Source organism: Saezia sanguinis (assembly GCF_003991585.1).
Taxonomy (GTDB): Bacteria; Pseudomonadota; Gammaproteobacteria; order Burkholderiales; family Burkholderiaceae_C; genus Saezia; species Saezia sanguinis.
Window position 1 is genome coordinate 136,581 of record NZ_PQSP01000004.1, and the last position, 23,534, is coordinate 160,114.

Below are 23,534 nucleotides of genomic sequence, written 5' to 3' on the forward strand. Positions count from 1 at the left end.
ACAAGGAGGCAAAGAATCGTTATGGACAAGAATAATGTAGGGTTCAGTGGTGCAGGGCTGCCAGGCCTTTCCGGTGTGTATACGTTAAAGGGGTGTGTCTGCCGGCAGAGTGCGCCGATTGACGCCGTGGCAACAGCTTTGGCGCCATGGCAGCCCGGTGAGGTAGTTGTGCGCGGCGGGGTGTATGCTTTTACGCAGATGTGCAAGCTGTACCGCAAGTTTCTCGGTGTGACGATTGGCGGACATTACCTGGTGCAGGATTTTTACGAGGAGGGGGACGGAAAGTATACCTGTGCGTATACCGTGATCGGTGAGAGCAGTGTAAAGCTGACCGACTTTGGTTATGTCAACCGCAGGATTACCGGCGCCTATCTGGTGTGGAACCCTGAGGGGCAGAAGGTGCAGGAATCTTTTTTTCACAATGGCACGTTGCAGGGCAAGTCGAGAATATGGTATTTGAGCGGGCAGTTGGCTTCTGAGGCGTTGTATCTGAATGGCCGGCGTGAAAGTCTGTGGACCGAATGGTATGAAAACGGCGGCAAAAAGACGGAAGGCACTTATGTGAATGGTTTGCAGCAGGGGGTGTGGACTGACTGGTATGAAAACGGGCAGGTGATGGCCGAGTGTGAGTACTACGCCGGGCAGCAGCAGGGGTTGTGTGCCGAATGGGATACGGAAGGCAACAAGATTTGCGAGGGCTCATTTTTGCAGGGCCAGTTTCATGGTTTGTGGACAAGTTACTGGTATGAGAGTGGACAGAAAAAAGAAGAGGGGCTGTACTACAAGGGCAAAGAGGTTGGTACCTGGTATAAGTGGGATCAGGCAGGAATGCAGATCTGGCAGAAAAACTATGGAGAGCCTCATCCTTTGGAGCATGAGGGCGGTGGCGGTGTGCCGGCAGGTGTGCTGATCAGGATGCCCGCGGGGGGGGATTGAAAAGGAGCTTCGGCTCCTTTTTTTATGGGCAGGCGGATATGTGATCGCAGGTAAAATGAATGGCATGCGGGGCTGTGCATGACGCAGTTGGGGCGGATGTTGACAGAAAGGTGAAGCGATGCTGGCGATAGACCATATACAGGTGACGGTGCGGGATATGCGGGTGGCCGAGCCGTTTTATGACCGGCTGATGCCGATTTTCGGGTTTGATATCAACCGCAAGGTGAGTGCTGTGATTGAGGCGCATGATCTGTATGTGGTGGAGTATTTGCACCCGGAGTATGACTTTGGCATTTGCTCGCCGCGGCGTGCTTTTGCACATGATGAAGTACACCGCAGAAAGCCCGGGGCGCTGCATCACCTGGCGTTCAGGGCGTTATCGCGCGCGCAGGTGGACGATATGTATGCACAGGTGGCGGCTATCGGCGCACAGATTGTGCATGCGCCGCGTGTGTTTGAGGAGCACGGGCCGGATTATTATGCGTTTTTTTTCAAGGACCCTGACGGTATCAAGTATGAGGTGGTGTGTAACCCGAGGTAAGGTGTTTTTGGGAAAAATGTTTTTCCATGCAACAGATCAAACTGGCCTTGCGTTGGCTGTGTCAACAGTCTTTTTAGCAGTGAGGTTTTTCGGTTGTGTGAAAAGTTTCAGGTGCTTTGGTCATGATTTTTTGTTTGAGCGGCAGATGGACGCGTATCATTCATCCTCATGTAAAAAATGACCTGGATACGCTGACTCATCTGCCGATAACAGAATGTATCTGACTGCTTTGCCGGGTAATTTCAGAGATAATGAACCACTCGCGGTTCATATTTCAGCTCGTTGCTTTTTTGATTAAAGTAGTCTGTTGTCATAACGGCGAGTTCAAAGCAGGATCTCTCAGGGTTGGTGGTCAGCACAATGACTTTGTCGCCTACCGTCCAGGTGTAAAACTGCGCATAGAGACCATATCCATGCGGGTGGGCGAATCGCTCACTGCTGATGATTTTTTCTGCTTCAGCGGTTAAGTCGTTAAACTGATGGGGGCCAAATTGCTGGTCCATGGTTTGTAAGATTTTTTCAAGGTCTGAGGCACAATAGTTAAAGCTGTATTGCAGTATCGTGTTATTTTTGTCTGCCACCCCGTTAATACTCCACGGGGAGAATCCGTTTTTGATGGTAATGCCCTTGTTTTGAAACTGTTCACGCAACGCCTGGTCGAAATCTGCCGCCACATTTAACCTGAAGGTTTTCAGCCCCTGAATTCCTCCTACACGGTCACCATAACCAACGATGCTTTTCTGGGCGTGTGCAAAACCTATCGTGTGTATGCAGGCCGGCTGTGAATTTTCTATGTCTTTCTGACACAGCGGGTATGCAAGGGTTTGCCCGAGGTTCAGGTAATCAAAATTGATACTTTGCTGTGCAGATGCCAAATGCATAAAGAAGCAGCTGAAGAAAACAATTAAGAAGTTTTTTCTCATTGAGGTGTTCCATTTTCAAAATGAATTTTCATTCTAGCGCGTTCTATGCGCCTTGTTGTGTGGGTGTGTTGTTCACATAAAAAGGGCACCGGGTTTTATGCTGCGCCTGTATCTTTATTTATATGTATGGAAGGAGCAGGAATGGCCGTTGCGAATGAGGCACCGCGTTCAAATTTGACGTTGAATGACTGGGCCAAACGATTGGATGAAAACGGAAAGGTGGACAAGATTGTTGAGATTCTGAATCAGAATAATTCGATTTTGTCTGACATGATTTGGCGCGAGGGGAATTTGCCGACCGGGCACAAGACCACCATTCGCACCGGTATGCCTAATGTGGCGTGGCGCAAGCTGTATGAGGGGGTGCAGCCGTCGAAGTCAACGACCGTGCAGATTACCGATACATGCGGGATGCTGGAGTCGTATTCAGAGGTGGATAAGGATCTGGCGGATTTGAATGGCAATACGGAGCAGTTCCGTTTGTCGGAGAGTCAGGCTTTTTTTGAGGCGATGAATCAGGAGATGGCGCAGACGCTGATTTATGGTAATGCGACGGCGGAGCCGGCGAAGTTTACCGGCCTGGCGGTGCGTTACAGCGAGCTGGCCAGTGCCAATGCGGCAGCGAGTGCGCAGAATGTGCTGGGTGCGGGTGGCACGACCGGGCCGCTGACTTCGATCTGGCTGGTGGGCTGGGGTGATAACACGGTGCATGGCATTTTCCCGAAAGGGTCCAAGGCCGGGCTGTCGTTTGACGATAAGGGCCAGGTGACGGTGACCGATGACAAGGGTGGGTATTTTGAGGCCTACCGTGCGCATATCAAGTGGAATGCGGGGCTGACGGTGCGTGACTGGCGTTATGTGGTGCGTGTTGCCAATATCAGCGTGAATGACCTGGAAGGGCTGAGTGGCTCGCAGGCACTGGATGCGAAGACGTCGATCATCAAGCTGATGAGTCGTGCAATTGATCATCTGCCGTCACTGGATGCGGTGCGGCCTGCGTTTTACGTGAACCGCACGCTGTTTTCGCTGCTCAAGATTGCCGCGATGGAGAAGACGAGCAATGTGCTGTCGATTGAGCAGGGGCTCAATCAGTTTGGCAAGCGCACCAGCGAGGTGGTGTTTGACGGTGTGCCGATTCGCAAGGTGGATCGCATTATGAACAATGAGGATGTGGTGGTTGCTCCCTGAGGGAGCAGGTGACACGGTAAGGAGTGTACAGATGATTTTGGATAGCAAACTGGAGTTTTCTAACAAGCAGGTGGTGTCGGCCAATGCACTTTCAGACAATGTGCTGAATATGTTTGCCGGTACAACACCGAACGCCAAGGTGGACCTGGGCGCAGGTGAGCCGGTGTGGCTGGTGGTGCAGTTGGCGACAGCAGCGGCCAGCGGTACCGGTACGCTGACGGTGACGCTGGAGACGGCGGATAACGCGCAGATGACGGGCGCGAAGGTGGTGGTGAGTTCGGGTGAGGTGGACGTGAGCGCTTTGCAGCCGTATCAGCGGTTGTGTGCGTTGCGTTTGCCTTTGGATGCGTACCGGAAGTATCTGGCCGTGCGTTATACCGTGGATGGTTCATTGACCAATGGGGTGGTGAATGCATTTATGGTGAAGGATGCGCATGTGAGCCATGCGCTGGCCGCGGGCAGCGCCATGGTGTAAACAGCAGGGAGCCGGCCGCAGCAGGGCCGGTTGGTGCTGACGGAGTGCAGGCGGTGCAGGTGCAATAAGGCAATGGAGCAATAGGGCAATAGGGCGTGGATGTTGCTGTGTGGCCTGCACTCCGTTTTTCTGTGTCTGTGTTTGTACCGGTGGCACTGGAGCGGCTCTTGAAAGCATGTCTAAAGGGGTGATGGATGGCGGTGGATGTTGAGGATGAGTTTGATATTTCGATAGAGATCGGCGGTATTGTGGTGAGTGGTGAGACGGTGCGGCTGGGTTTTTCTGTGGCGCAGCAGGTTACGGTTTCGCAGTGGGGTGATAACACGCTGGATCTGGATGCGATCAAGACGTCGCCTTATGATCTGGCGCTGGATGATGGTTCGGGTCTGCCGGCTTATCTGGGGGTGATGCTGTTGCAGCCCAAGGACGCGGGCAACGGCCAGGCACCTGAACGGCCTGCGGGAATGGTGCGCATGGTGGTGAAGACGGCTGCCGGTGACGATTGGGAGAATGCGCAGACGGTGCTGGAAACGGATACGGTGGATGTTTCGACAGTGCAGGTAGGCAGTTTGTTTGCGGTGCAGGTGTTTCCGCCGGGGGGGTATCAAAAGCGGTTCCGTTTGTATTATGAAGTGCAGCAGTCGCTGGAGAATGCATGGTTTTATGCGTTCATTACGAATCAGCCATCGGTTGACAGGCGTTTGTCGTTTGTGAAGGTGTGAGGCTGGTGGGGCAGAAATAAGGCATGAATGGGGCGTGAGTGCCGGATTTGGTGGTGTTTTTTGAAAGGTGGGCGGTGATGGTGAAGTGGCAGGCAAGGGAGATGGGGCAGGTGCAGAATGTGCTGATTCAACCGGGTGAGGTGTTTGTGAGCGGGCGTGATTGTTCGCACTGGGCAGACCGGGTGGAGCCTGCTGAGGCAGCGCCTGTTGCCGTGGTGCAAAAGAAGGCGGTGCGCAAAGCGGATGCTTCTAAAAGTACCCGGCCGGCTTCAACGGCACGTACAGCCAGGGCGCGTGCAGAAAAGGGCTAAAAGGTAAAAGGGCCAGCCGGGTGAGGCGCGGAGTTTTGAGCATGTGTTATCCCTGCGTATAATGTTTCGGGGTGCGTGACGAGGGGCAGTTGATCTGCCCTTTGTTTTTCCTGTAAACAAGTGAGATGGCTGCTGTATCTAGTGGTAGGCCGGTGGGGATGGATGATGCCGTTTTATGCGAGTGTGCTGTTGACCGTGGTGGGGCTGCTGTGGTCTGGCCTGATTTTATTTTGTATGCTTGCAGGTGTGGCAGAAGGTTTGGGGGCATGGCTCGGGCTGTTGTTTATGCAGGTGGGAGGCATTGCTTTTTTTTTGATTGGTGTATCGGGTTTGGTGCGCAGCGTGCGTTACCTGATCAGGTGGAAGCTGCTGACGCGCAGCGGCAAAAAGATTTCAGTACGGCTCACGCGGGTGGAGGTGAATAAGAATCTGGCGGCGAACGGGCATCATCCGTACCGGCTGGTTTCGGAGTGGGAGCATCCTGAAAGCAAGGTGCTGTATGTTTTTTCGAGCAGGCGGCTGTGGGTGGACCCTGACCCGTACATTCCGGATGACCGTATGCTGGATGTGTATGTGGATGCCCGTGATTACAAAAGGTATGTGATGGATACGTCTTTTGTGCCCGCAGAGAAGGAGCGCGAGGCGCAAACTCGAACGCAAACGGATTGAGTCATTGAGCAATTGACCATTGGGCGCTGGTTGTGCGGTTTGCTGGTTGGTTCAGACCTCATGGGTTTATGTGCCTGTGAGGTTTTTTATTGCGTGTCAATGCGAAAAACGAGCAATCTGCTCGTGTAAGGGGGTAAAGGCTTTGCCGCTATCTATAATGCCACGCAGGCAGCAAGGATGGGCGAACAGATCAGGATGTTGTCTGTCTGTGCCTGAACACAGTGGTGTGGCATGGTGATGTAAAGGAGTCAAACGTTGAAATGGATTCTTGGGATTTTTGCGGGTGTCGGTCTGGTGTTTTTTCTGGTAGGTGGTTATATGGCTTACCAAACGCTGCAGTTTCGTATGGACTCGGTGAAGACAACGGGCGAAGTGGTGGATTTGGTCGGGGATGAAACTTACAAGCCGGTGGTTGTGTTTGAAACGGCCGACGGGCAGGAGATTATGTTTCATGGCAGTGTAGGCTCGAGTCCACCTTCTTACGATATTGGTGAGCGGGTACAGGTGTATTACCAGCCGGCAGAACCGAATAGGGCGCGTATTGGCGGTTTTTTGGAGGGCTGGTTTTTTGCGGTGGCTTTTCTGGGATTTGGCGGGGGTTTTTTCCTGGTGGGCATGGTGCCAATGTGGCGGATGTGGTCAGGAGAGGTCAGATTGCAGCGGCTGAGGCAGAGCGGGCAAAGGCTTTCGGTGCGGTTGACGCGGGTGGAGCGTAACCAGAGTGTTTCGGTGAATGGGCGGCACCCGTACCGGCTGGTGTCGGAGTGGCAGAATCCTCAGGATAAAAAGCTGTATGTTTATTACAGTAAGAATTTGTGGGTGGACCCTGACCCGTTCATTCCGGATGACCGCATGCTGGATGTGTATGTGGATATCGATAATTATAAAAAGTATGCGATGGATACTTCTTTCATTCCTAAAAGGGCGTGAGGGATGGCGGGTGTGCGCAAGGGCGGCTGCTTATAGCGCGGGACCGCCGTTGATAGAGAATAGAAGCGTTGTCTGAAACCGGGATCATCGTTCCCGGTTTTTTTCTGGTTGTTGGTATTTAATGATGAGCCGCGGTGGTTATGGCAGGCCGGGGCTGAGTGTGTGCTGCGTATCGCTGGTGGTGGAGACGTATTCCCAGAGGCCGTCTGTGGTAAAGGCCAGTTGTAAAAATTGTTCAACCTGATCGGATGTGGTGAAGCGAAACGGCCCGGAGAAGATGGGTTGAGGGACGGTGTCGGTACCGGGCTCAGGCTTGGGCTCGTGGTCGCGCCAGCTGGAGTCGCGCCGTTCGTTGTGAACGCGTACCGGATAGAGGTGCTGCCGGTTCCAAATGATGTAGCCGTTCAGGTCGTCTCCCATGCCGTCCATGTAATGGGGGTCGTAACTGGTGACGACCAGCGTGATGTGGTTGCCGTCCGGCAGGGTGCCGCTCCACAGGCCGGGTTCCGGTCTGAGGGGGTAGTGCAGCTGGCATGGGCCGCTGCCGTTGAGTAGGCACTGACCGTAAGCACTGAGGTAGGGCGCCAGGCTGGCATAGCTGATTTCATTGTGCCAGCCGGGCTTGACGTTGACGCCGTGCAGCGTGGTCTGCCCACCCAGGCAGGAGGTGTCGAGGTCTTCCATGACCAGGGCATGTGGCAGCAGTTGCAGGGCCTGCGCGTTGGAGGTGAGCATGACGGTGCCACCGGTTTCTTCCACGGACCAGAGCTGGCAGTCTTCATAACGGGTGTATTCGTTTTGTGACGGGTCTGCTTCAGCGTTTGTTTCGTGTGCTTTTCCATGCCCTGGTGCTGCGGGTATGCGGGCCAGCAGTTGTTCGTATACGGCGTTGCGCTGTGCCATGAGTTGTTCATTGAGCCAGATGATGCCTTCGCGGCTGAGCAGCAGGTTCAGGGTGACAGGCTGGCCGCTGTCCAGATCAAACACGTAATTGCGGATATACCGCTGGCTGAAGCCGGGTTGCAGTTGTGCAGTGTCGGTGCGCGGCCCGATGTCGGTTTGCAGTGTCAGGAAGCGGGGCGTCTGGTATATGACGCGGTAGTTTCTTTGCTGCAGGGGTTCTGTCTGGTTTTGCAGTTCATGCCGGGTGTCCAGAGGGTAGGGGCCGGCTGTATCGGCCTGCGGCGAGTTGGCGCGCAGTTCGGATATTTGCAGCAGCAGGTTGATGCTGTCGGCCACCCGCTGGCGGGCCGGGTCTGTGGTTTCTATGAAGGGAAAGTGGTTCTCATGGCGGGTTTGGACGTCAGAGGTGGTTATGCCGGTGACGCGGATGTCTGCGCTGGCCTGGGTACTGGCCAGGCCGAGCAGCAGGGCAGATGCCAGAAATGTGAGGTGGCGCCGTATGGGGGTGAGGGTGTTTTGCATGGTTGTTTGAGGCGGTAGCGGTGTGAGAGAGTTTGTGGGAATTGTAGCGGCTGCGTTCACATAGATGGCGTGGCGGCTTTTATAGTGTGCCTGGCGTATTGAAAATGATGATGAGAGAAAAGAGGTGGGCATGACGGATCCGGTTGCTATTGCCAACAAGGCACTGACCAAGCTGGGGGCTGAGCGTATTTTGTTGCTGGAAGATGATGTGAAGGCCGCACGGGTGATGAAGGCGCTGTTTGCCGATGTGCGCGATGCGGAGCTGGCGGCATACCACTGGAAGTTTGCGATCCGGCGCGCACAGTTGCCGGCACTGGTTGATGCGCCGGCGTTTGGTTATGAGTTTACTTACCTGTTGCCGCGTGATTATCTGGCGCTGGTGCAGTTGAATGATTTGCTGGTGCTGGCGCGCAGGCACGGTAAGCCGTGGTGGTCGATTGAGGGGGATCGCCTGTTGAGCGACTGGGCGCCGCCGCTGCGGATACGGTATGTGGCGCGGGTGGAGGATTACCGGTTGTTCAGCCCGCTGTTTGTGGAGGTGCTGTCGTGCAAGCTGGCACTGGAGGCGTGTGAGTCGCTGACGCAGTCGAATACGAAAAAGCAGAATCTGTGGCAGGAGTATGAGCAGGCGCTGCGGCGCGCGATCAGGCAGGATGCGGTGGAGACGGCTCCAGATGTGGCCGCGCAGGGTAACTGGCTGGCGGCGCGCGAGTCGGGTGGCATGACAGGCAGCGAGGCGGCTGACAGTGCACGCAGTGGAGGGTTTTATGGCTAAGGCGTCTCCTGCGCTGACGAATTTTAATGCGGGGGAGATTTCTCCGCTGCTGGATGCCCGGGTTGATTTTGAGAAGTATCCGAATGCGGCTTCGCTGTTGGAGAATTTTGTGCCAACGGTTCAGGGGCCGCTGAAGAAGCGTGCCGGAACGCGGTTTGCCGGGACGAGTAAGAATAATGGGCAGTGTGTGCTGATTCCGTTTGAGTATTCGGTGTCTCAGGCGTATATGGTGGAGTTCGGGGTTGGTTATGCGCGTTTTTATACGACCGATTCGAGCACGGGTGAGCGTGGTTTGCTGTTGAATGCAAGTGGTTTGCCGGTGGAGGTGGCGACGTCTTATACGTTGAGCCATCTTTTTAACGCCGATGGCAGTACCAAACTGAAGTATGCGCAGGCGGGGGATGTGCTGTATCTGTGCTGTCCGGGGCTTCCGGTTTGTACGCTCAGGCGGACGTCGGCCACGGGGTTTGAGTTTTTGTATTACGAGACGAAAAATGGACCGTTCAAGGATTTGAATGATTCAAGCACGACTATTTATGCGAATGCCCAGTCGGGTTATGTCAGGCTGACCGCATCAGCCCCGATTTTTCACAGCGGGATGCTGGATACGTGGGTATATCTGGAAACGCCTGCACATGCAGCGGTGAAACCATGGATTTCCAGTGAGCCGGTGTGGCCCGGTAATCTACGGCGCTCTGACGGTAAAAACTATATATCCCAGACCAATGCCTATACCGGCACGGTGCAGCCGGTGCATACCGAAGGGCTGGAGTGGGATGGGCCGAATGTGATGGAGCTCAACCCTGTGCATATGGTGGGGGTGTTGTGGCAGTACAGTGATCCGGGTTATGGCAGCGTGATGATCAAGAATGTGATCAGCAGCTATGAGGTGGAAGGCTGGGTGTGGAGCAAGTCGTTGTTGCCGTTGCATGTGTGCGGTTATGAGAACCGGACGACGCGCTGGGCGCTGGGGGCATGGGATCAAGCGCAGGGGTATCCGACTTCGGTGGCGTTTTTCCGTTCGCGCCTGTGGTTTGCACGCGGGCAGAAGGTTTGGGCTTCGGTGGTTGAGGATTTTACGGATTTTTCGCCTCAGGATAACAGTGAGGTGACGGCGGATATGGCGATCAGTATCACGCTGGCATCCGGACAGATCAATGACATTCAGTGGCTGCTGCCGGATAAGGATTTGATTGCGGGTACGGCCGCAGGCGAGTTTGCAATTGGCGAGCTGAGCAATGGTGATGCGCTGGGGCCAAACAATATCCGCGCGGTGTTGCAGTCGGAATATGGCTCCAAGTCGATTCAGCCGGTGAAGAATGGCAGTTCAATTTTGTTTATTCAGCGTGCGGGGCTGAAGGCGCGCGAGTTTTATTACAACATCGGGGCCGATGGCTATGTGTCGGAGGATGCGGCTGTGGTGGCTGAGCATATCACCGCTGGCGATGGTGTGGTGGTGTCTGGCGGGCGCAAGGCGTTTGGGATTGTGGCGATGGCGTTGGCGCAGGAGCCTGATCCGGTGGTGTGGATGGTGCGCTCTGACAGGCAGTTGATCGGACTGACTTGGAATAACGAGCAGAAGGTGAAGGGCTGGCACCGGCACAGTGTGAGTGGCGAGGTGGAGTCGGTTGGGGTGATTCCGGCTTTTGAGGGGGACCGCGAGGAGCTGTGGCTGTGTGTGAAGCGCATGGTGAATGGCCGGGTGTGCCGCTGTATCGAGTATATGGATGCGATGTATCGCAGCGGGGAGGATCCCAGCGAGCAGTTTTATCTGGACTGCGGGTTGTCATATCGCGGTACGCCGACTCAGGTGGTGCAGGGCTTGTCGCATCTGGAAGGGTGCGAGGTGGCGGTGCTGGCCGATGGTGCCGTGCAGTCGAATGCACTGGTGCGGGATGGTGCGATTACGCTGGCCAGCGCTGCGTCTGTTGTGCATGTGGGGTTGCCGTATACGGCCACTTACCGCTCGATGCGCATTGAGGCGGCTGCGGCCGATGGTACGGCGCAGGGCAAGACCAAGCGGATCAACAAGGCGGTGTTCCGGCTGCTGGATACGGGCAGCGGGCGTTATGGCGCCAGCCTGGATAAGCTGGATGCGCTGATGTTCAGAACGCCGCAGCACGCGATGAGCAAGGCGGTGCCGTTGTTCAGCGGCGATAAGCTGGTGGAGTTTCCGGGGGATTATGGCGAGGACGGCTATGTTGTGTTTGTCAGTGACCAGCCGTATGCGGCAACGCTGGTGGGTATTTTCCCGCAGGTGACCACACAGGACCGGTGATGGGAGTGGGGTTGAAACTGGGGCTGGAGATTCAGGCATTGACCCAGGCGCATTTGCAGGCCATTGTGTTGCAGCCTGAGCAGGAGGCGATGCGCGAGGCGCTGGATTCGGGGGCGTTTTATGCATCGATGGCGGCTTCGCCGCTGCCTGCATATGCGCTGTTGCATGAGGGCGAGGTGATGGGTTGTTACGGTACGTTTTTGTTATGGCAGGGGCGCGGCATGGTGTGGGCGCTGTTGTCGCGCCATGCCGGGCGTTGCATGCGGGCCGGGTGCCGTATCGCCAAAGGGTATATCGGCAGTGTGCCGCTGACCAGGCTGGAGGCGTATGTGCGCACGGATTTTAAGGCCGGCAACCAGTGGGTGCGGCTGCTGGGGTTTACACGTGAGGGTACGATGCGGCGTTTTTTTGCCAATGGAGCCGATGCGTATATGTATGCACGGGTGCATGAGGTGGAATGTGCGGTGTGATGGAGGCCGGCCACGGCTGGTACGGCAGACAGGAGGGAGGAAGTAATGGGAGCTGATTTTTCGCAGATAGCGCCTCAGGCAGGTGGAACGCTGGTCAGTGGTGCGATGCAGGCATACGGGGCATTAAGCCAGGGGCGTTCGGCCAGGGAAGCCGGGCGGGCCAATGCCCGGATTCTGGAGGAGCAGGCAAACAACCGCCTGCGTGCTTCAACGGTCAGGGGGGATGTGTTGCGCTCGCAGGCACGGCAGGTGATTGGCGAGCAGTTGGCTGCGGGGGCGCAGTCGGGGGTGGGTTTAAGCGGCTCACGGCTGGATATGTTGCGCCAGTCCTACGACAATCTGGAGGCTGATGTGGCCGCCGTGCATACGGACGCGCAGATTGATGCGACCGGGCTGAGAAATCAGGCTACCGTGCAGCGCTGGGAGGGTGATCAGGCTTATAAGGCGGGCAAAATGGGCGCGCTGACCGCGGCGGTGAATACCGGGGTGAGTCTGTACAGTCTGTTTGACAGTGTCAAGCCGGTGAAGGATCAGTTCAAGAAGAATTCAGCTCAATCGGCGGGAAGTAAAACGTCAAAATACCCGGCAATGACCAAACAGAGCGGGCGCTTTACCTCAATGGATACGCTGACGCAATGGGCGTTTGGCACGGATGGTATTAAAAAAGGGGGCAGCGCCACCAGCCAGTTGCTGAAAACGCCGGCTTACGGCAGTCAGCGGCTGTCAAAAGGCTATCGCGGTTATCAGCGCGGCACAGGGGGGGCTTGATATGCCGGCAATTCCTTTTTATCAAAGGCAGGTGGTGCCGTCGATGAGCGGCGGGGCCGCGCAGGTCAGCGGCAAGGACCCTGTGGGTGCAGCGGTAGGGCAAATGGGGCAGGTAGGCGCGCAGGTGGTGGCTGAGATGGAGAAAAAACGCCAGGCGCAACTGGAGTTTGAGGAGCAGATGCGGGCCCAGGGCATGCTGGAAGAAGGCCAGCGCATGTGGAATGAGCAGATGCAGCAGCGCCAGCAGGAGTGGGATTTTGATACCGACCTGAATCAGGAGCTGGACAAGGGGTTTGATCCCTGGTTTGCGCAGCGTTTGAATTCGTTCAGAACGGCCGGGGCCAGAGCGCTTTTTGCGACCAAGGCGCAGGAGATGCGGCGGGGGCTCTCAACAAGCAATCAGAATTATCAGAGAACGATGCTTGTAGAGCGGGATAAGCTCGGGCTGGCTCAGTTTGTCAGCAACAGTGCTTCTGAGCTGGCGGATGACCCGGCGCTGTTTGATGACCGGACGTCTTCGCTGGAGCACATGCTGGCATTGAATCAGAACTTAGATCAGGTCAGCAAAGATGCGATTTTTTATAATGCGCGCAGTACCTGGGCCGCTTCGGCTGTGCAGGCGCAGATCAGGCGTGGCGAGGTGCCTGACGCAGGGTTATCTGCCATGCAGCAGGACCTGGGCATCAGGACGCCCGGTGCTGCAAGTAGCGGTGGCACAGCAGCTCAGCAAAGCGTGGCGCTGGATGGCAAGGATGTCAGCCAGGTGTCGCAGCAGATGGGGGGTACTTCGGTCAATGTGGCGAATCCGTCGGCGGTTCCGCAAGAGGTAAAGCGTTCGCTGGAGCAGTTTAAACTGACCGATGAGCAGAATAACAAACTTATAGCTGCAGCGGGTGGGAATACATGGCTGTATATGGCGCTGCGGACGGCACTGATTGCAGAAAATTTGTCATTTGGCCGGGTCAGGGATGATCGGGAGTCGAATAAGAGAGCGGTTGGGCCATTTCAGTTTATACCTCCGACAGCCGAATCGTTCACATCCTCTGTAGACGGCAGGCGGTATACGCATGAGGATATGCGTAACTTTGATTACGCGCTGGATGCTGCCAAGCAGTATTTTGGGGAGTTGTACAAGCGTTTTGATGGCAATATGCTGGCCGCGCTTGCCAACTACAACGGGGGTGAAGCGGCCAGCAGAGCGGTGCTGGCCGGTCGGGAGCCACCCGCACAGGAGACGCGTAATTACCTGCGGGCTGCGCAGGCGATGGGGGTGTCAGGCGATGGACTGATGGCGGCGGTGCAGCTTGTGGGGCAGTCTACAGACAATGCACTGCATTCTGCCGAGGCTGCCCCTGACCCTGGCTCTGACGCGGCAACTAAAGTGAAGTCTGACTCTGGTGCAGTGCCTGAGGCCGAATCCGGAGCGGCTCAGCCTGTGGCCAGTCCGACTGTCGGGTCTGAACAAAGGGAGGCATTGCCGCGCTACTGGCAGTATCTGAACGCAGAGGATAAGCACCGTTTTTATACCATGCTGCAAAGCCAGCAACAGGCACAGCGCGCGCAACAGGCCGGTGCTGCCCAAACCGCGTATAACCAGTGTATGGTGCTGATGGCGCAGGGGCAGATGCCTTCTGCCGAGCAGCAAGGCCAGGTGACGCTGGAGAGTCTGAGGCAGGTTTATGGCGATGAGGCGCCCCAAAAGTTTGCTGAATATCAGTTGAAAACAGATTCAATGGCATACAGGCCGGGTGTGATGCAGGCCAGCAACCAAATGCTGCGTTATTACCTGAACGGTGGGAATATTCCCGGCATGTCTGACGCAGCCAATCCGGCCGCGATGGCGCTTGCGGCGCAGTCGGAGTTAAAGCTGAGGGAGGCTGACCCGGCATACCATGCTTTTTCCTCTGGCGGTGAAGAGATGCTGACGCTTAAGAATGGGTTCTCACGTATGCATGCTCAGGCCAAGGCGGAGTATATTGCTGCGATGAACAGAAACGATGTGGCCGCGCAGCAAAATGCAATGGCACGCATGATGCTGGCACAAAACCAGATCAATGCGCTTTTGTTTCAAACGCAGTACCAGTGGAGTCGGGATGGGCGTGCGGTGCGGTTTCTGGATAATCAGCAGGTGGCATCGTTGCAGGATTTTCTGATGAATGGTCATCCGGATGCGGTTGCACGTGACATTAAAATCATGTATGACACGTATGGTGAAAATTTCAGGCAGGCATTTGGTGAAATTTTTGCAGGAAATAACCGGTTGGCAGATTTGTATATGCCGATATTGTCGGCCAGGGAGAAAGATTTTCGCAATATTGTATATGCTGCACGCCTGACAGAGGATGGGCGCGAGGCATTGATTGCCGGCAGGCATTTGCGGCCTTACCAGACCGAGAGGCTGGAAAATCTGGTGAATCAGCAGGTCGCCTTACTGGATAAAACACTGGAGCCTGACAACGAGTTATTTCCGTTTGCAAGCAGTTCGCGCAGGGAAATGATTCTGCGGCTGGCGTATATGAACCTGCAGCAATCCAACGGTAACCTGGATATTGGCGAGGCCGTTAAGTTGGCAGGTGAATCGGTTGTGAGCAGGTATGTGCTGCATGATGGATTGTTACTGCCACGGAAGTCTGTCGAAGCCGCAGAAGCATTGGGTATCATGGGAGGGAAGACTCGTTTAGCAACGTTAGCAGATTCAAACGCTAGAAACTGGATTACAGATCATGCGCCTGATATTCATGCGCGGGGGCTGGCGAATTCGCTGGACCCCTATGGCCGGGTGGCTGATATTTCCAGGTTCAATGGCAGCATCAAATTGTATACAGAGCATGATGGTTCTGGTATGGCATTGTTTTTCGTGGATAAAAAAACCGATGAGCAATACCGTGCATATACCAATGATGGTAAGCCAGTGGTTTTACCCTGGAAGATACTGGGTATAACGCCTGAAAAGCTGTATGAGCAAAAGATGCAAGAGGCAGCTATTATGCAACAAGCCAATGAATTAAGCCTGGTTTACCAGGAGCAGTATTCGGGGATGGCGGACTGATCATGATTCCATTTAGAAATTACCGCACTGCGGCAGATGAATTTTCGATCACGGATTTACGTGCGTCATTTTCCGATCAGATGAATGCGCAGGTGCAACTGTCCCATCATGATGCAATCGGTGTTTCGGCGCTGCGCAATTACAGTATTCAGCAGTTGAATGAGGACAGCTCGTTGCCTCGGTTATCAGCTGATGAGGCGCTGCGCATGGCAGAGGAACGCCTGGGACCTTTGAGCGAGCAGGGGCGGGCTGAGCTCAGGGGTGGCCAGTATACCGAACCGGGGTTAATGAAATGGATTGAAAGTATTCAAATTCAGCATGCACAGCAGGCCATCATTGGTGATAACAATGGGTTTTTTCGGGGTGGTGCGCTGATGGCGGTTGGGTTTGTTGTTCCGATGGTGAGTGATCCGGTTGAGGCGGGCATTGCGCTGATTCCCGGAGGCAGGTTTGTGCGGATAGGCGCTGCCAGGCTGGGTATCGGTCGGGTGCTGAGCGGCAGCGCGGCACAACTGGAGCGCGAGGTGATGCAGCAGTCAACGATCGGGCGCATAGCGCATGTGGGACGCGGTGTTGCCACAGACCTGGTCGATAATGTGATCATGAATACGGCACGGGAAGTTCCTTATTACCATATTCGGCAGATGAACCCGCTGGATAATTATAGTTTGCAGGATTCTTTTAAAAATGTGGCGGTGGGTTCTGTGGCCGGGGTGGGTATTAACCGCATGGCGAGCGGTGCGTATCAGGGCGTACGGCGCCTGGCGGGAGTCAAACCGCAGAGTCCGATGCATCCGGGGCTGGTGCGGTTGCTGCATGAAGAGCGCCAGAAAGGCGGGGATTTGCTGGATGAGGTGCTGGGCGTTGTTCGGGGCGTGGACAGGTTGCCCACGGCAGAACGTGCTGCTGTGCTCAATGACATTGGCGATACGCTGGTCATGGCGCACCAGTTGCGCCAGCCAGAAGGCGCAGCCGGTACGGCTGGGGCTGTTACACGGGATATGCCTGCTGTTGCAGAGCATGTGGCGGCGCCTACGACGCATGGTACGGATATGGTCACGCCGGCAGATGCTCAGCCAGTTACCGCTCAAGATGGAGCGCAGGTGTTGTCACCCCAGGTGCAGCGCACGGCAGAGTTTTTGGCGCAGCAAGTTAATGCGCCAGCGAAGGTGGGGCAGTGGATTGAACACTATACGCGTGCCTGGCAGGATGATTTGAAAACGCACGGCCCTGCAAGCAGGGATGCGGACGGGGGGCAGGTGCAGGCACGGCGTGAGCGTGTGATGCAGCAGGCGCTGGAGTGGACTCAGATTGCGCCTGAGCGGGGCGTAGACCAGTTGCGCAGTGCTGCGCCTGAGACCCGCAGGAGTGTTGCGCAGGCGGCTGTGGTTCAGATGGTGCAGGGGCAGCAGCTGGATGTCAGGCCGGTGCTGGATGCCGATGCCGGCAAACTCAACAGCGCCGATATGGTGGGCGTGGCCCAGCGCAGCCATCAGCCGCAAAACCAGATAGGTTATGACGCCCAGGCGGCGTTGCAGGCCCGGCAACTGCGTGCAGAGGCGGCCCAAAGGCAGCCGGTTGATAACCAGCCGCCAGGCCGCAAAACGGTGCTGGCGCGCAGTGTGCAGGAACTGGAGCAGGCGATACAGGCCCATGCGCAGCAACAGCAAAGGCGGCAGGCGTTTTTGGCACCGGTCACAGAAAAACCGGCAGTGACAGAGCGTGCAGGGGCAATGGGTACACAGCAGGCCGCAGACCGGATGCCGGCGGCTCAGTCAGTTCAATCAGTTCAGTCGGTAGAGTTGGTACAGGGGGCGGTGCGCGATGCGTTCGGGCGCAGTTCGCGTAGGTTGCTGGAGGCCGGGCGGGTTAAGGTGGTGGCGTCTGTGGCCGATGTGCCGGGCGGCCCGTATGCCGCCGGTGTGAAGACGGTGTTGCGCCCCGATGGCGATGTGTACATGGTGGCTGATAATGTTTCGGGGCCAGAGGTGAAGGGTATTTTGCTGCACCAGTTAGGGGTGCGGACCGGTTTTGAACGCATGGTGGGGCCACAGGTGCTGGCAGATATCAGGCAGCAGCTTGACGATGCATTGTTGCGCTCTGAACCATGGGCGCAGCGCGCGCGTGCCCAGGTGCCGCGTTATACGCCTGAGGGAGCGGTGCATCTGGAAATGCTGGCCAATGTGGTGCAGCATTATCCTGATCTGTCTTTGGTGCAGCAGGTGAAAGCGACAGTGCGAAGCTGGGTTTACCGCCATTTTGGTACGGCACGGCAGATGATGGCTTTGACCGATGCGGACCTGAGCGCGATGGCGCTGGCAGCTTTGCGTAACGAGGCCAGGCACAGCCGTTCCCAGGCAGGCCCGGTACCGGGGCAGGGAGATGTGTCTGGCGGGCAGGGCGGAAAGCCTGTTTTTGCTGAACAGATTGCCGCTGGTGAGCATGAAATAGCGACGGCGCAACGCACGGGTGCTGTGCTGGTGGAGGCTGCGCACCAGGCGGCGGATATGCCGCATCTGGCGCAGGTGCTGGAGCAGCGTTTGACTGGTGTACCGCCGCAGCAGGTGCGTGCGGTACTGCATGCGATGCAGGAGCGTATGGCTGCGGTGCAACGGCAGAGGTTTGACGGCTTGCCCGATGTTCAGGATCTGGATGCTCGCCCGCTGATGCAGGAGATGGCTACAGGGGTGGCGCTGGACCTGGAGCAGCGGGCCATGCAGCAGCAGCGGGTTCGTTTGCTGGATGAAAGCAAATTTACAGCCCGGCTGACAGATGTTGAATCGGTGCTGACCCCAGCGCAGGAGCAGGTACAGACACAGACGCGAACGCAAACCCAAATGCAGACGCAGATGGCTGCCGGCAAGGATGGTGCAGGGGCGGCCGGTTTGGTTGCGGGTGAAAAAGCGGCAATGCCTGGCAGCCGCAACCAGCCGGTTTCGGATACCCGGGCTTTTGTGTCTATGCTGCTGGGAGACTCCCATGCGGCTGAAAACAAGGTGCCTTCTGTGCGGCAACTGGGGCGGGAATACAGCCTGCAGTGGGAGGCTTTTTTGCGCAGCGATGCACTGGAAGGCGGAAGCTGGCGCATTCTGGCGGACAGGCAGCACGCGCGTGATGTTTACCGGGTGCTGGCCGACAAGGCCGCAGAGCGTGACCTGAGCGGCTACAGTCCGCAGGTGCGGGATGCCGCAGATTCTGTGATGCTGCTCAACCAGCATATCCGTGAGCAGTTGCGGGCCGAGGGTGTTTATCTGAACGCGGCTGACGATGCCTTGATGCCGCAGGTGCATGACAGTGCCAGGCTTTCGTATGCCGGGTATGCGCAGTGGTGTGATTTTGTGATACCGCGGCTGGACATGGAGCGGACTTTTTTGCAGCGCGGTGTCCGGCCAGAGAATGGTGTGTTGAAGGCTGTGTTTGATGCCTTGCAGGAGGGCGCGCACGAGCGGGTTGATGCGCTGCGTGTGTTGGATGGTATTTTGCATGACCATGGCTGGCAGCAACGTGGCGGGGCGCAGGCGCCTGCGTCTGATGCATCCGGACACTGGCTGTATTTTAAGAATGCAGATGCACAGTTTGAATACCAGCGTGCGTTTGGCACAAGTGATGTGCTGGGGACACTGGCGCACCATATCAAACACCAGGCACAGCGGCTGGCACTGGTCAAACGGTTTGGAACGCAACCGCAGGCCATGCTGGAGCGGCTGGTGGACGGGCATTATGAATCACTGGCGGCAGACCCGGTACGCGCTGCCTTGTTCAGCGCCGGTGGGCGGGAGATTGATGATGCCATGCGGCTGCTGGATGGCTCTGCTACACAGCCTGGGCATGAGTTGGCGCTGCAATGGCAGGACGGTGTGCAAAACTATCATGCTGTGCAGCAACTGGGGCAGGCGAGCAGCAGTTTGCTGCAGGATTTGCCGCAGGATATGGCCGCGTTGTATGCGCCCGATGGTGATGGCCTGCTGACACATGCATGGCGCACGATTGCACAGCCGCTGACAGCATTGAATGCGGCCGAGCAGAAACGGGCTTTGCAAAGCATGCAGTTTTTGGGGCAGTCGATCATGGGGCAACTGGCCTCGCAGGTGGATGCGCCGGGGCTGATGGCCGGGAAGTTGTTTCAGGGGCTGCATAACCTGTTTGGCTGGGATGCACAGACCCAGTGGCAAAACGTGATGCGCCGGGCGTTTACGGTGGAATACGCGGCTTTGCTGGCAGGCCGCAGCGACAGGCGTTTTGACGTGCTGCCACAACGGATACAGAGCCTGCTGACAGCGTATAACGTGGATGCCGGGCGCTGGGACCTGCTGCGGCAGGCGGTATCGTTGGCCAGCGATGGGCGGCGCTTTTTAACGCCTGAGGCGCTGGCGGCTGTGCCTGATGGTGCATTTGCCAAAGATCTGCTGGCGCGCGGGCAAGAGGCGTCTGCAAAAGCAATTGCAAGTGCCCGGGCGCAGTTGGCTGACAGCTACCGCGCGCTGCTGCGAGACCAGATGAATGGTGCAGTCGGTGCGCTGGGAAACAAGCGTGTGCCGCGAGCCTCTTTGTACGACGGTACGCTTGCAGGCACGGCCGAAGGCGAGCTGGTGCGGGTGATGCAAGAGTTTGATTCGGTGGCCAATGCGATGCTGTATCTGACATGGGGCGATGGCGTTTACAGCAAGAATGCACAAGCCATGGCTGAGTTTGTGCACGATGGCGCCAACCCGATGACACAAATTGCCAACAGCATGACGCTTGCAGGCATGCTGCATTATGTGGGAGATTGTGCGCAGCGTGTGTTGCAGGGTAAAAATCCGCGGCCAGCAGGGGATACCTATGTATGGCAGCAAGCGCTGGAGCAAAGCGGTGCCGCAGGGTTTTATGCTGATTATCTGTATGCACAGGCGTACAGGCAAAGCCAGGCTGGTGGCAGTGCTGAGGGGGATTATGCGGGCGGTTACGGTGCCATGCGCATGGACCATTTGCAAACCCTTTATGCCAGCAGCAGGCGTGGTGATGCAGCGGCGGCCTCAGAGCTGGGGGCATTGCTGTATAACACGCCTTCAGTGGATTTGTTTTACAGCCGCCAGGCACTGGATTATGTGGTGACCAACCGCATACAGGAGGCGCTTAACCCTGGTGAGATGAAAGCGCAATTGATGCGCGAGGTACAGCACAGCATGTACATGCGTTACCCCGAGCGGCTCGAGGCTGTGAACGATATGTTTCGCAATACGGGGCCAAACCGTGTGCGTGAACGCTACCGGCGCAAAGGGCTGATGCCGCGCGGTGAGGATGTGCATAAGCCTTTGGGCAATGGCTGGCAGGCACCTGGTGTGCAACACAGGTCGTTTTAGCGCTGTTTTGCAGCGAGTGCATGGGCATGTACAACTTTGCTGGCAAGCGTACCGGCAAAAGGAGAAGCGTTAGAGGTTGTTCATGACCATGTAAAGGTACTTTCAGGTGGGTATCAGTAAGACCTGAAAGGTATACCTGTTGGGGCATAGCGGTACGGCGCTGATGCAGGCGGCTGTGCTCTTTGCGGTGGTTTCATGGTTATGTGAATCATGCCGGTACGGTTATTGGCAGATTCTCCGGCTTCTCCAGTGAAAGTGATGCTGATGCCACTTCGGTTGAACAGCCATTGGGCTTCTATTGAGCCGGGGGATGCCACCATAAGTGGATTATCTGTACCGTCGGTTAAAGATGATGGTGGTCCGAGTTGCATGGTAAGGGCATGTACTACCTCTTCTTGTACAGCAATGCCACGGGTTCCGGCACCCAGGCCAATGATGGTACCGCTTTGGGGGTCAAGCTCAGCCATGATGAAATTGTAATCTAGCCATGGGAAAGGCCAGTCGGCTGGCAATGCAATGACTTTTCGCACAATGACATTGTTATATGCACCTTTTTCTGATGTGCTTAGGTGCTCAATGACACAGGTGGTGCGGATGGTGGGCAATATCTGGAGGGCACGTGCATTGGCAAGCCGTGCGGGGAGCTGGCAGTTTGGCAGCGTTAATTTTTCACCTAAGGTCAAGCCGTAGAATGTGACGCGCGGGGTTTGTTGCGCCATGGCCGTGGAGCTGCAAAAAAGAATCAGCAGGTAAAGAAATAGGCGTCTGATAGTGGAGCGGGTGCAGGCAGTTTGTTTCATACAAATCAATAGCCTTGCACTGCATACACGTGGTGTATGGCATGCAGGGATTTTGTGAATAAAAGGTAAGAAATATGTTAACACATGAGTTTAGGCTGTACTAAACTGATATGGAAATATTGAGCGAATTGATGTGGCTGGCTGATGTAGCAGGCGCAGGCAATGCAAGAGGCGTTCACATTAGCGGCACTAGGTCTCGTAAGCTAACCCCCGTAGCACAGAGGAGCGAAGATGAATGAGGATATGCCATGACTGTAACCACCGACATTTGTAAAGCCGGGCCGTATGAGGGCGATGGTGTAACGGCTGTGTTTGCGGTGAATTTCCGATTTCTGGATGCTGCACACCTGCACGTATGGTATGAACAGGAGCAGCACAAAACCGTGCTGGTGCTGGGGCGTGACTATACCGTGGCAGGCGTCGGGCAGCCAGAAGGACAGATTCACTTGTCGCAGCCTTTGGCTGTTGGGCAAGCACTGATGATTCGCCGCGAAGTGCCGGTGACACAACTGGCTGATTATGTGCAGGGAGATGCTTTTCCGGCAGAAAGCCACGAAATGGCGCTGGATAAACTGACCATGATTGCGCAGCAGCTTAAAGACGGCGTAGACCGCGCCGTGAAAACAGCCGATGGTGAGGAGCAGCAGCCTGTTGAATTACCTGCCCTGAATGACCGCAAAAACAAGCTGCTGGGATTTGACGGACAGGGGTTGCCTGAAAGCGTGACGATTGGCAGCGGGTTGAAGCTGGCAGAACAAATGCTGATGGTGAAGCCAGGCATGGGTATTGTCAGCAATGAAGCCGGCGTGAGTGTGCTCATTGGTGACGGGCTGGGTATGTTTGACAATGCAGTGGTTGTGAAGCTGGGTAAAGGGCTTGAGTTTGACGAGCAGGCCAGAGCGCAGGTGCAGGAGGAGCTGATCAAATCGGTCAGCTCCGGCAGTGCAAGCATTATCGAACTGAAAGGGCTGATTGCGCATTTGACGCAGCGTGTAGAGGATCTTGAAACAGGAGAGGGGGGCGAAGTGGCTATATATATTGGAGACGGCATCAGGTACGATGCACAGGGACGGCTGACCGTGAAACCGGGGCTGGGCATTCAGGTGGATGCTGATGGCGTGAGCGTGATTCTGGGTGAGGGGCTGGAGGCCGGTGATCAGGGCCAGGTGCAGGTGAGCCAGGCTTTGCGCGAAAGTGTGAGCCAGTTGAGTGGGCAGATGACCCAGGTAACAGCAGGCACAACTTTTCCTTTTAACCAGGATGTGTGCGCAGAAATCGGAGGCTATGCCAAAGGGGCGGTGTTGTTGGGCGCTGATGGGGTGACTTTGTGGCAAAGCATGGTGGATGCCAATATGACAGACCCGGATTCAGGTAGCGCCAATGGATGGATCAAGGTGGTGAATGAGGGCAGATTGGCACAGTATTTGTCAGACCGTTTTGCCATTATTTATCCGAATGGTGGGAGTGCAGCGAATCCGGCGAATGTAACAATCAATCAAAGCTATACGATGCCAAATCCATTCCCAGGTCGAAACATCGATTTACGAATTCAATTGCTGTTTGGTGGCGATTGGGGAACTGTTTCTGCTTACTACTTGTATCCAAGCGGGGGTGTCGGTATTGTGGCGGATGTTGTTAATGATGTGTTGCGCATTCAGACAGGTAGCAATGGCCTGTTTGGATCTGCTGCAGGTACACTTAATGTCTTTAAAAATGGCTCAGCAACAACGACCGCTCCATGTAGGATCCAAGTGTGGGTTGTGGATTGAGTTTTATCTGTGCCACTTGCTGTATTGGTTTTTGAATGGCAGAGAAATTTAGATCAGCAAGTTGTGTCGGATTTAGATTTTCCTTTTTATGTAAATGCCATCTATTAAACAATGTACAAGCCACCTTCTAGGTGGCTTTCTCATCGTATAACTGAAAATGGTT

The 23,534-nt window shown here is 55.9% G+C and carries 18 protein-coding genes; 15 read left to right on the forward strand and 3 right to left on the reverse strand.

Annotation, left to right across the window (positions count from 1 at the left end):
- Nucleotides 1-21: 21 nt before the first annotated feature.
- Both CUZ56_RS08970 and CUZ56_RS08975 read left to right on the forward strand, forming a co-directional pair.
- Nucleotides 22-936: a toxin-antitoxin system YwqK family antitoxin gene (locus CUZ56_RS08970; protein ID WP_126980055.1), complete on the forward strand. Its 915-nt coding sequence runs from the start codon at nucleotides 22-24 to the stop codon at nucleotides 934-936.
- A 118-nt stretch (nucleotides 937-1,054) separates the two neighbouring features.
- The gene (locus CUZ56_RS08975; RefSeq protein WP_126980056.1) at nucleotides 1,055-1,477 is read left to right on the forward strand and encodes a VOC family protein; all 423 of its coding nucleotides are present in this window, start codon (nucleotides 1,055-1,057) and stop codon (nucleotides 1,475-1,477) included.
- A gap of 242 nt (nucleotides 1,478-1,719) precedes the next feature.
- Here the strand turns inward: CUZ56_RS08975 and CUZ56_RS08980 are convergent, their stop codons facing one another.
- Nucleotides 1,720-2,358: a hypothetical protein gene (locus CUZ56_RS08980; protein WP_126980057.1), complete on the reverse strand. Its 639-nt coding sequence runs from the start codon at nucleotides 2,356-2,358 to the stop codon at nucleotides 1,720-1,722.
- A 183-nt stretch (nucleotides 2,359-2,541) separates the two neighbouring features.
- Between CUZ56_RS08980 and CUZ56_RS08985 the strand changes: the two genes are divergently transcribed.
- The 6 genes from CUZ56_RS08985 to CUZ56_RS09010 all read left to right on the forward strand — a co-directional run bounded on the left by CUZ56_RS08985 (nucleotide 2,542) and on the right by CUZ56_RS09010 (nucleotide 6,695).
- Entirely contained in the window at nucleotides 2,542-3,588 is a 1,047-nt protein-coding gene (locus CUZ56_RS08985) for a major capsid protein (RefSeq protein WP_126980058.1), read from the forward strand.
- A 31-nt stretch (nucleotides 3,589-3,619) separates the two neighbouring features.
- A complete protein-coding gene (locus tag CUZ56_RS08990; protein ID WP_126980059.1) occupies nucleotides 3,620-4,063 on the forward strand; it encodes a Bbp16 family capsid cement protein in 444 nt (147 codons plus the stop codon).
- A 194-nt stretch (nucleotides 4,064-4,257) separates the two neighbouring features.
- On the forward strand, nucleotides 4,258-4,785 hold the full coding sequence (locus tag CUZ56_RS08995) for a hypothetical protein (RefSeq protein WP_126980060.1): 528 nt from the start codon (nucleotides 4,258-4,260) through the stop codon (nucleotides 4,783-4,785).
- A gap of 77 nt (nucleotides 4,786-4,862) precedes the next feature.
- Nucleotides 4,863-5,096: a hypothetical protein gene (locus CUZ56_RS09000; RefSeq protein WP_126980061.1), complete on the forward strand. Its 234-nt coding sequence runs from the start codon at nucleotides 4,863-4,865 to the stop codon at nucleotides 5,094-5,096.
- Between the two features lie 162 nt (nucleotides 5,097-5,258).
- A complete protein-coding gene (locus CUZ56_RS09005; RefSeq protein WP_126980062.1) occupies nucleotides 5,259-5,765 on the forward strand; it encodes a hypothetical protein in 507 nt (168 codons plus the stop codon).
- A 255-nt stretch (nucleotides 5,766-6,020) separates the two neighbouring features.
- A complete protein-coding gene (locus CUZ56_RS09010) occupies nucleotides 6,021-6,695 on the forward strand; it encodes a DUF3592 domain-containing protein (RefSeq protein WP_126980063.1) in 675 nt (224 codons plus the stop codon).
- A gap of 138 nt (nucleotides 6,696-6,833) precedes the next feature.
- Here CUZ56_RS09010 and CUZ56_RS09015 read toward each other — a convergent pair whose 3' ends face one another.
- Complete coding sequence (locus CUZ56_RS09015) at nucleotides 6,834-8,252, reverse strand: hypothetical protein (RefSeq protein ID WP_126980064.1); 1,419 nt, start codon at nucleotides 8,250-8,252, stop codon at nucleotides 6,834-6,836.
- Here CUZ56_RS09015 and CUZ56_RS09020 point away from each other — a divergent pair.
- Genes CUZ56_RS09020 through CUZ56_RS09045 form a run of 6 tightly spaced genes read left to right on the forward strand, consistent with a single transcriptional unit; the run spans nucleotide 8,251 to nucleotide 20,802 of the window.
- On the forward strand, nucleotides 8,251-8,895 hold the full coding sequence (locus tag CUZ56_RS09020) for a hypothetical protein (protein ID WP_126980065.1): 645 nt from the start codon (nucleotides 8,251-8,253) through the stop codon (nucleotides 8,893-8,895). The two genes, CUZ56_RS09015 and CUZ56_RS09020, sit on opposite strands and share 2 nt — an antisense overlap.
- Nucleotides 8,888-11,173 carry a hypothetical protein gene (locus CUZ56_RS09025; RefSeq protein WP_126980066.1) on the forward strand — a complete coding sequence of 762 codons (2,286 nt, stop codon included), beginning with the start codon at nucleotides 8,888-8,890 and terminating at the stop codon, nucleotides 11,171-11,173. Before CUZ56_RS09020 ends, CUZ56_RS09025 begins: the two co-directional genes overlap by 8 nt.
- Nucleotides 11,173-11,643, forward strand: a complete 471-nt coding sequence (locus tag CUZ56_RS09030) for a hypothetical protein (RefSeq protein ID WP_126980067.1) — start codon at nucleotides 11,173-11,175, stop codon at nucleotides 11,641-11,643. The genes CUZ56_RS09025 and CUZ56_RS09030 overlap by 1 nt, the downstream gene beginning before the upstream one ends.
- A 45-nt stretch (nucleotides 11,644-11,688) precedes the next feature.
- A complete protein-coding gene (locus CUZ56_RS09035; RefSeq protein WP_126980068.1) occupies nucleotides 11,689-12,411 on the forward strand; it encodes a hypothetical protein in 723 nt (240 codons plus the stop codon).
- Nucleotide 12,412: 1 nt separating this feature from the next.
- Entirely contained in the window at nucleotides 12,413-15,460 is a 3,048-nt protein-coding gene (locus tag CUZ56_RS09040; protein WP_126980069.1) for a lytic transglycosylase domain-containing protein, read from the forward strand.
- Nucleotides 15,461-15,462: 2 nt separating this feature from the next.
- A complete protein-coding gene (locus tag CUZ56_RS09045; protein ID WP_126980070.1) occupies nucleotides 15,463-20,802 on the forward strand; it encodes a hypothetical protein in 5,340 nt (1,779 codons plus the stop codon).
- Nucleotides 20,803-20,915: 113 nt separating this feature from the next.
- Here the strand turns inward: CUZ56_RS09045 and CUZ56_RS09050 are convergent, their stop codons facing one another.
- Nucleotides 20,916-21,521 carry a hypothetical protein gene (locus CUZ56_RS09050; RefSeq protein WP_126980071.1) on the reverse strand — a complete coding sequence of 202 codons (606 nt, stop codon included), beginning with the start codon at nucleotides 21,519-21,521 and terminating at the stop codon, nucleotides 20,916-20,918.
- A gap of 329 nt (nucleotides 21,522-21,850) precedes the next feature.
- Here CUZ56_RS09050 and CUZ56_RS09055 point away from each other — a divergent pair, with 329 nt between their 5' ends.
- The gene (locus CUZ56_RS09055) at nucleotides 21,851-23,371 is read left to right on the forward strand and encodes a hypothetical protein (protein ID WP_126980072.1); all 1,521 of its coding nucleotides are present in this window, start codon (nucleotides 21,851-21,853) and stop codon (nucleotides 23,369-23,371) included.
- Nucleotides 23,372-23,534: the final 163 nt, after the last annotated feature.

What these genes read in the sequence shown, in the direction of transcription:
- CUZ56_RS08970 (WP_126980055.1), top strand. Translation starts at nt 22, where the DNA reads ATGGACAAGAATAATGTAGGGTTCAGTGGTGCAGGGCTGCCAGGCCTT.
- CUZ56_RS08975 (WP_126980056.1), top strand. Translation starts at nt 1,055, where the DNA reads ATGCTGGCGATAGACCATATACAGGTGACGGTGCGGGATATGCGGGTG.
- CUZ56_RS08980 (WP_126980057.1), bottom strand. Translation starts at nt 2,358, where the DNA reads ATGCATTTGGCATCTGCACAGCAAAGTATCAATTTTGATTACCTGAAC.
- CUZ56_RS08985 (WP_126980058.1), top strand. Translation starts at nt 2,542, where the DNA reads ATGGCCGTTGCGAATGAGGCACCGCGTTCAAATTTGACGTTGAATGAC.
- CUZ56_RS08990 (WP_126980059.1), top strand. Translation starts at nt 3,620, where the DNA reads ATGATTTTGGATAGCAAACTGGAGTTTTCTAACAAGCAGGTGGTGTCG.
- CUZ56_RS08995 (WP_126980060.1), top strand. Translation starts at nt 4,258, where the DNA reads ATGGCGGTGGATGTTGAGGATGAGTTTGATATTTCGATAGAGATCGGC.
- CUZ56_RS09000 (WP_126980061.1), top strand. Translation starts at nt 4,863, where the DNA reads ATGGTGAAGTGGCAGGCAAGGGAGATGGGGCAGGTGCAGAATGTGCTG.
- CUZ56_RS09005 (WP_126980062.1), top strand. Translation starts at nt 5,259, where the DNA reads ATGATGCCGTTTTATGCGAGTGTGCTGTTGACCGTGGTGGGGCTGCTG.
- CUZ56_RS09020 (WP_126980065.1), top strand. Translation starts at nt 8,251, where the DNA reads ATGACGGATCCGGTTGCTATTGCCAACAAGGCACTGACCAAGCTGGGG.
- CUZ56_RS09015 (WP_126980064.1), bottom strand. Translation starts at nt 8,252, where the DNA reads ATGCCCACCTCTTTTCTCTCATCATCATTTTCAATACGCCAGGCACAC.
- CUZ56_RS09025 (WP_126980066.1), top strand. Translation starts at nt 8,888, where the DNA reads ATGGCTAAGGCGTCTCCTGCGCTGACGAATTTTAATGCGGGGGAGATT.
- CUZ56_RS09030 (WP_126980067.1), top strand. Translation starts at nt 11,173, where the DNA reads ATGGGAGTGGGGTTGAAACTGGGGCTGGAGATTCAGGCATTGACCCAG.
- CUZ56_RS09035 (WP_126980068.1), top strand. Translation starts at nt 11,689, where the DNA reads ATGGGAGCTGATTTTTCGCAGATAGCGCCTCAGGCAGGTGGAACGCTG.
- CUZ56_RS09040 (WP_126980069.1), top strand. Translation starts at nt 12,413, where the DNA reads ATGCCGGCAATTCCTTTTTATCAAAGGCAGGTGGTGCCGTCGATGAGC.
- CUZ56_RS09045 (WP_126980070.1), top strand. Translation starts at nt 15,463, where the DNA reads ATGATTCCATTTAGAAATTACCGCACTGCGGCAGATGAATTTTCGATC.
- CUZ56_RS09050 (WP_126980071.1), bottom strand. Translation starts at nt 21,521, where the DNA reads ATGGCGCAACAAACCCCGCGCGTCACATTCTACGGCTTGACCTTAGGT.
- CUZ56_RS09055 (WP_126980072.1), top strand. Translation starts at nt 21,851, where the DNA reads ATGACTGTAACCACCGACATTTGTAAAGCCGGGCCGTATGAGGGCGAT.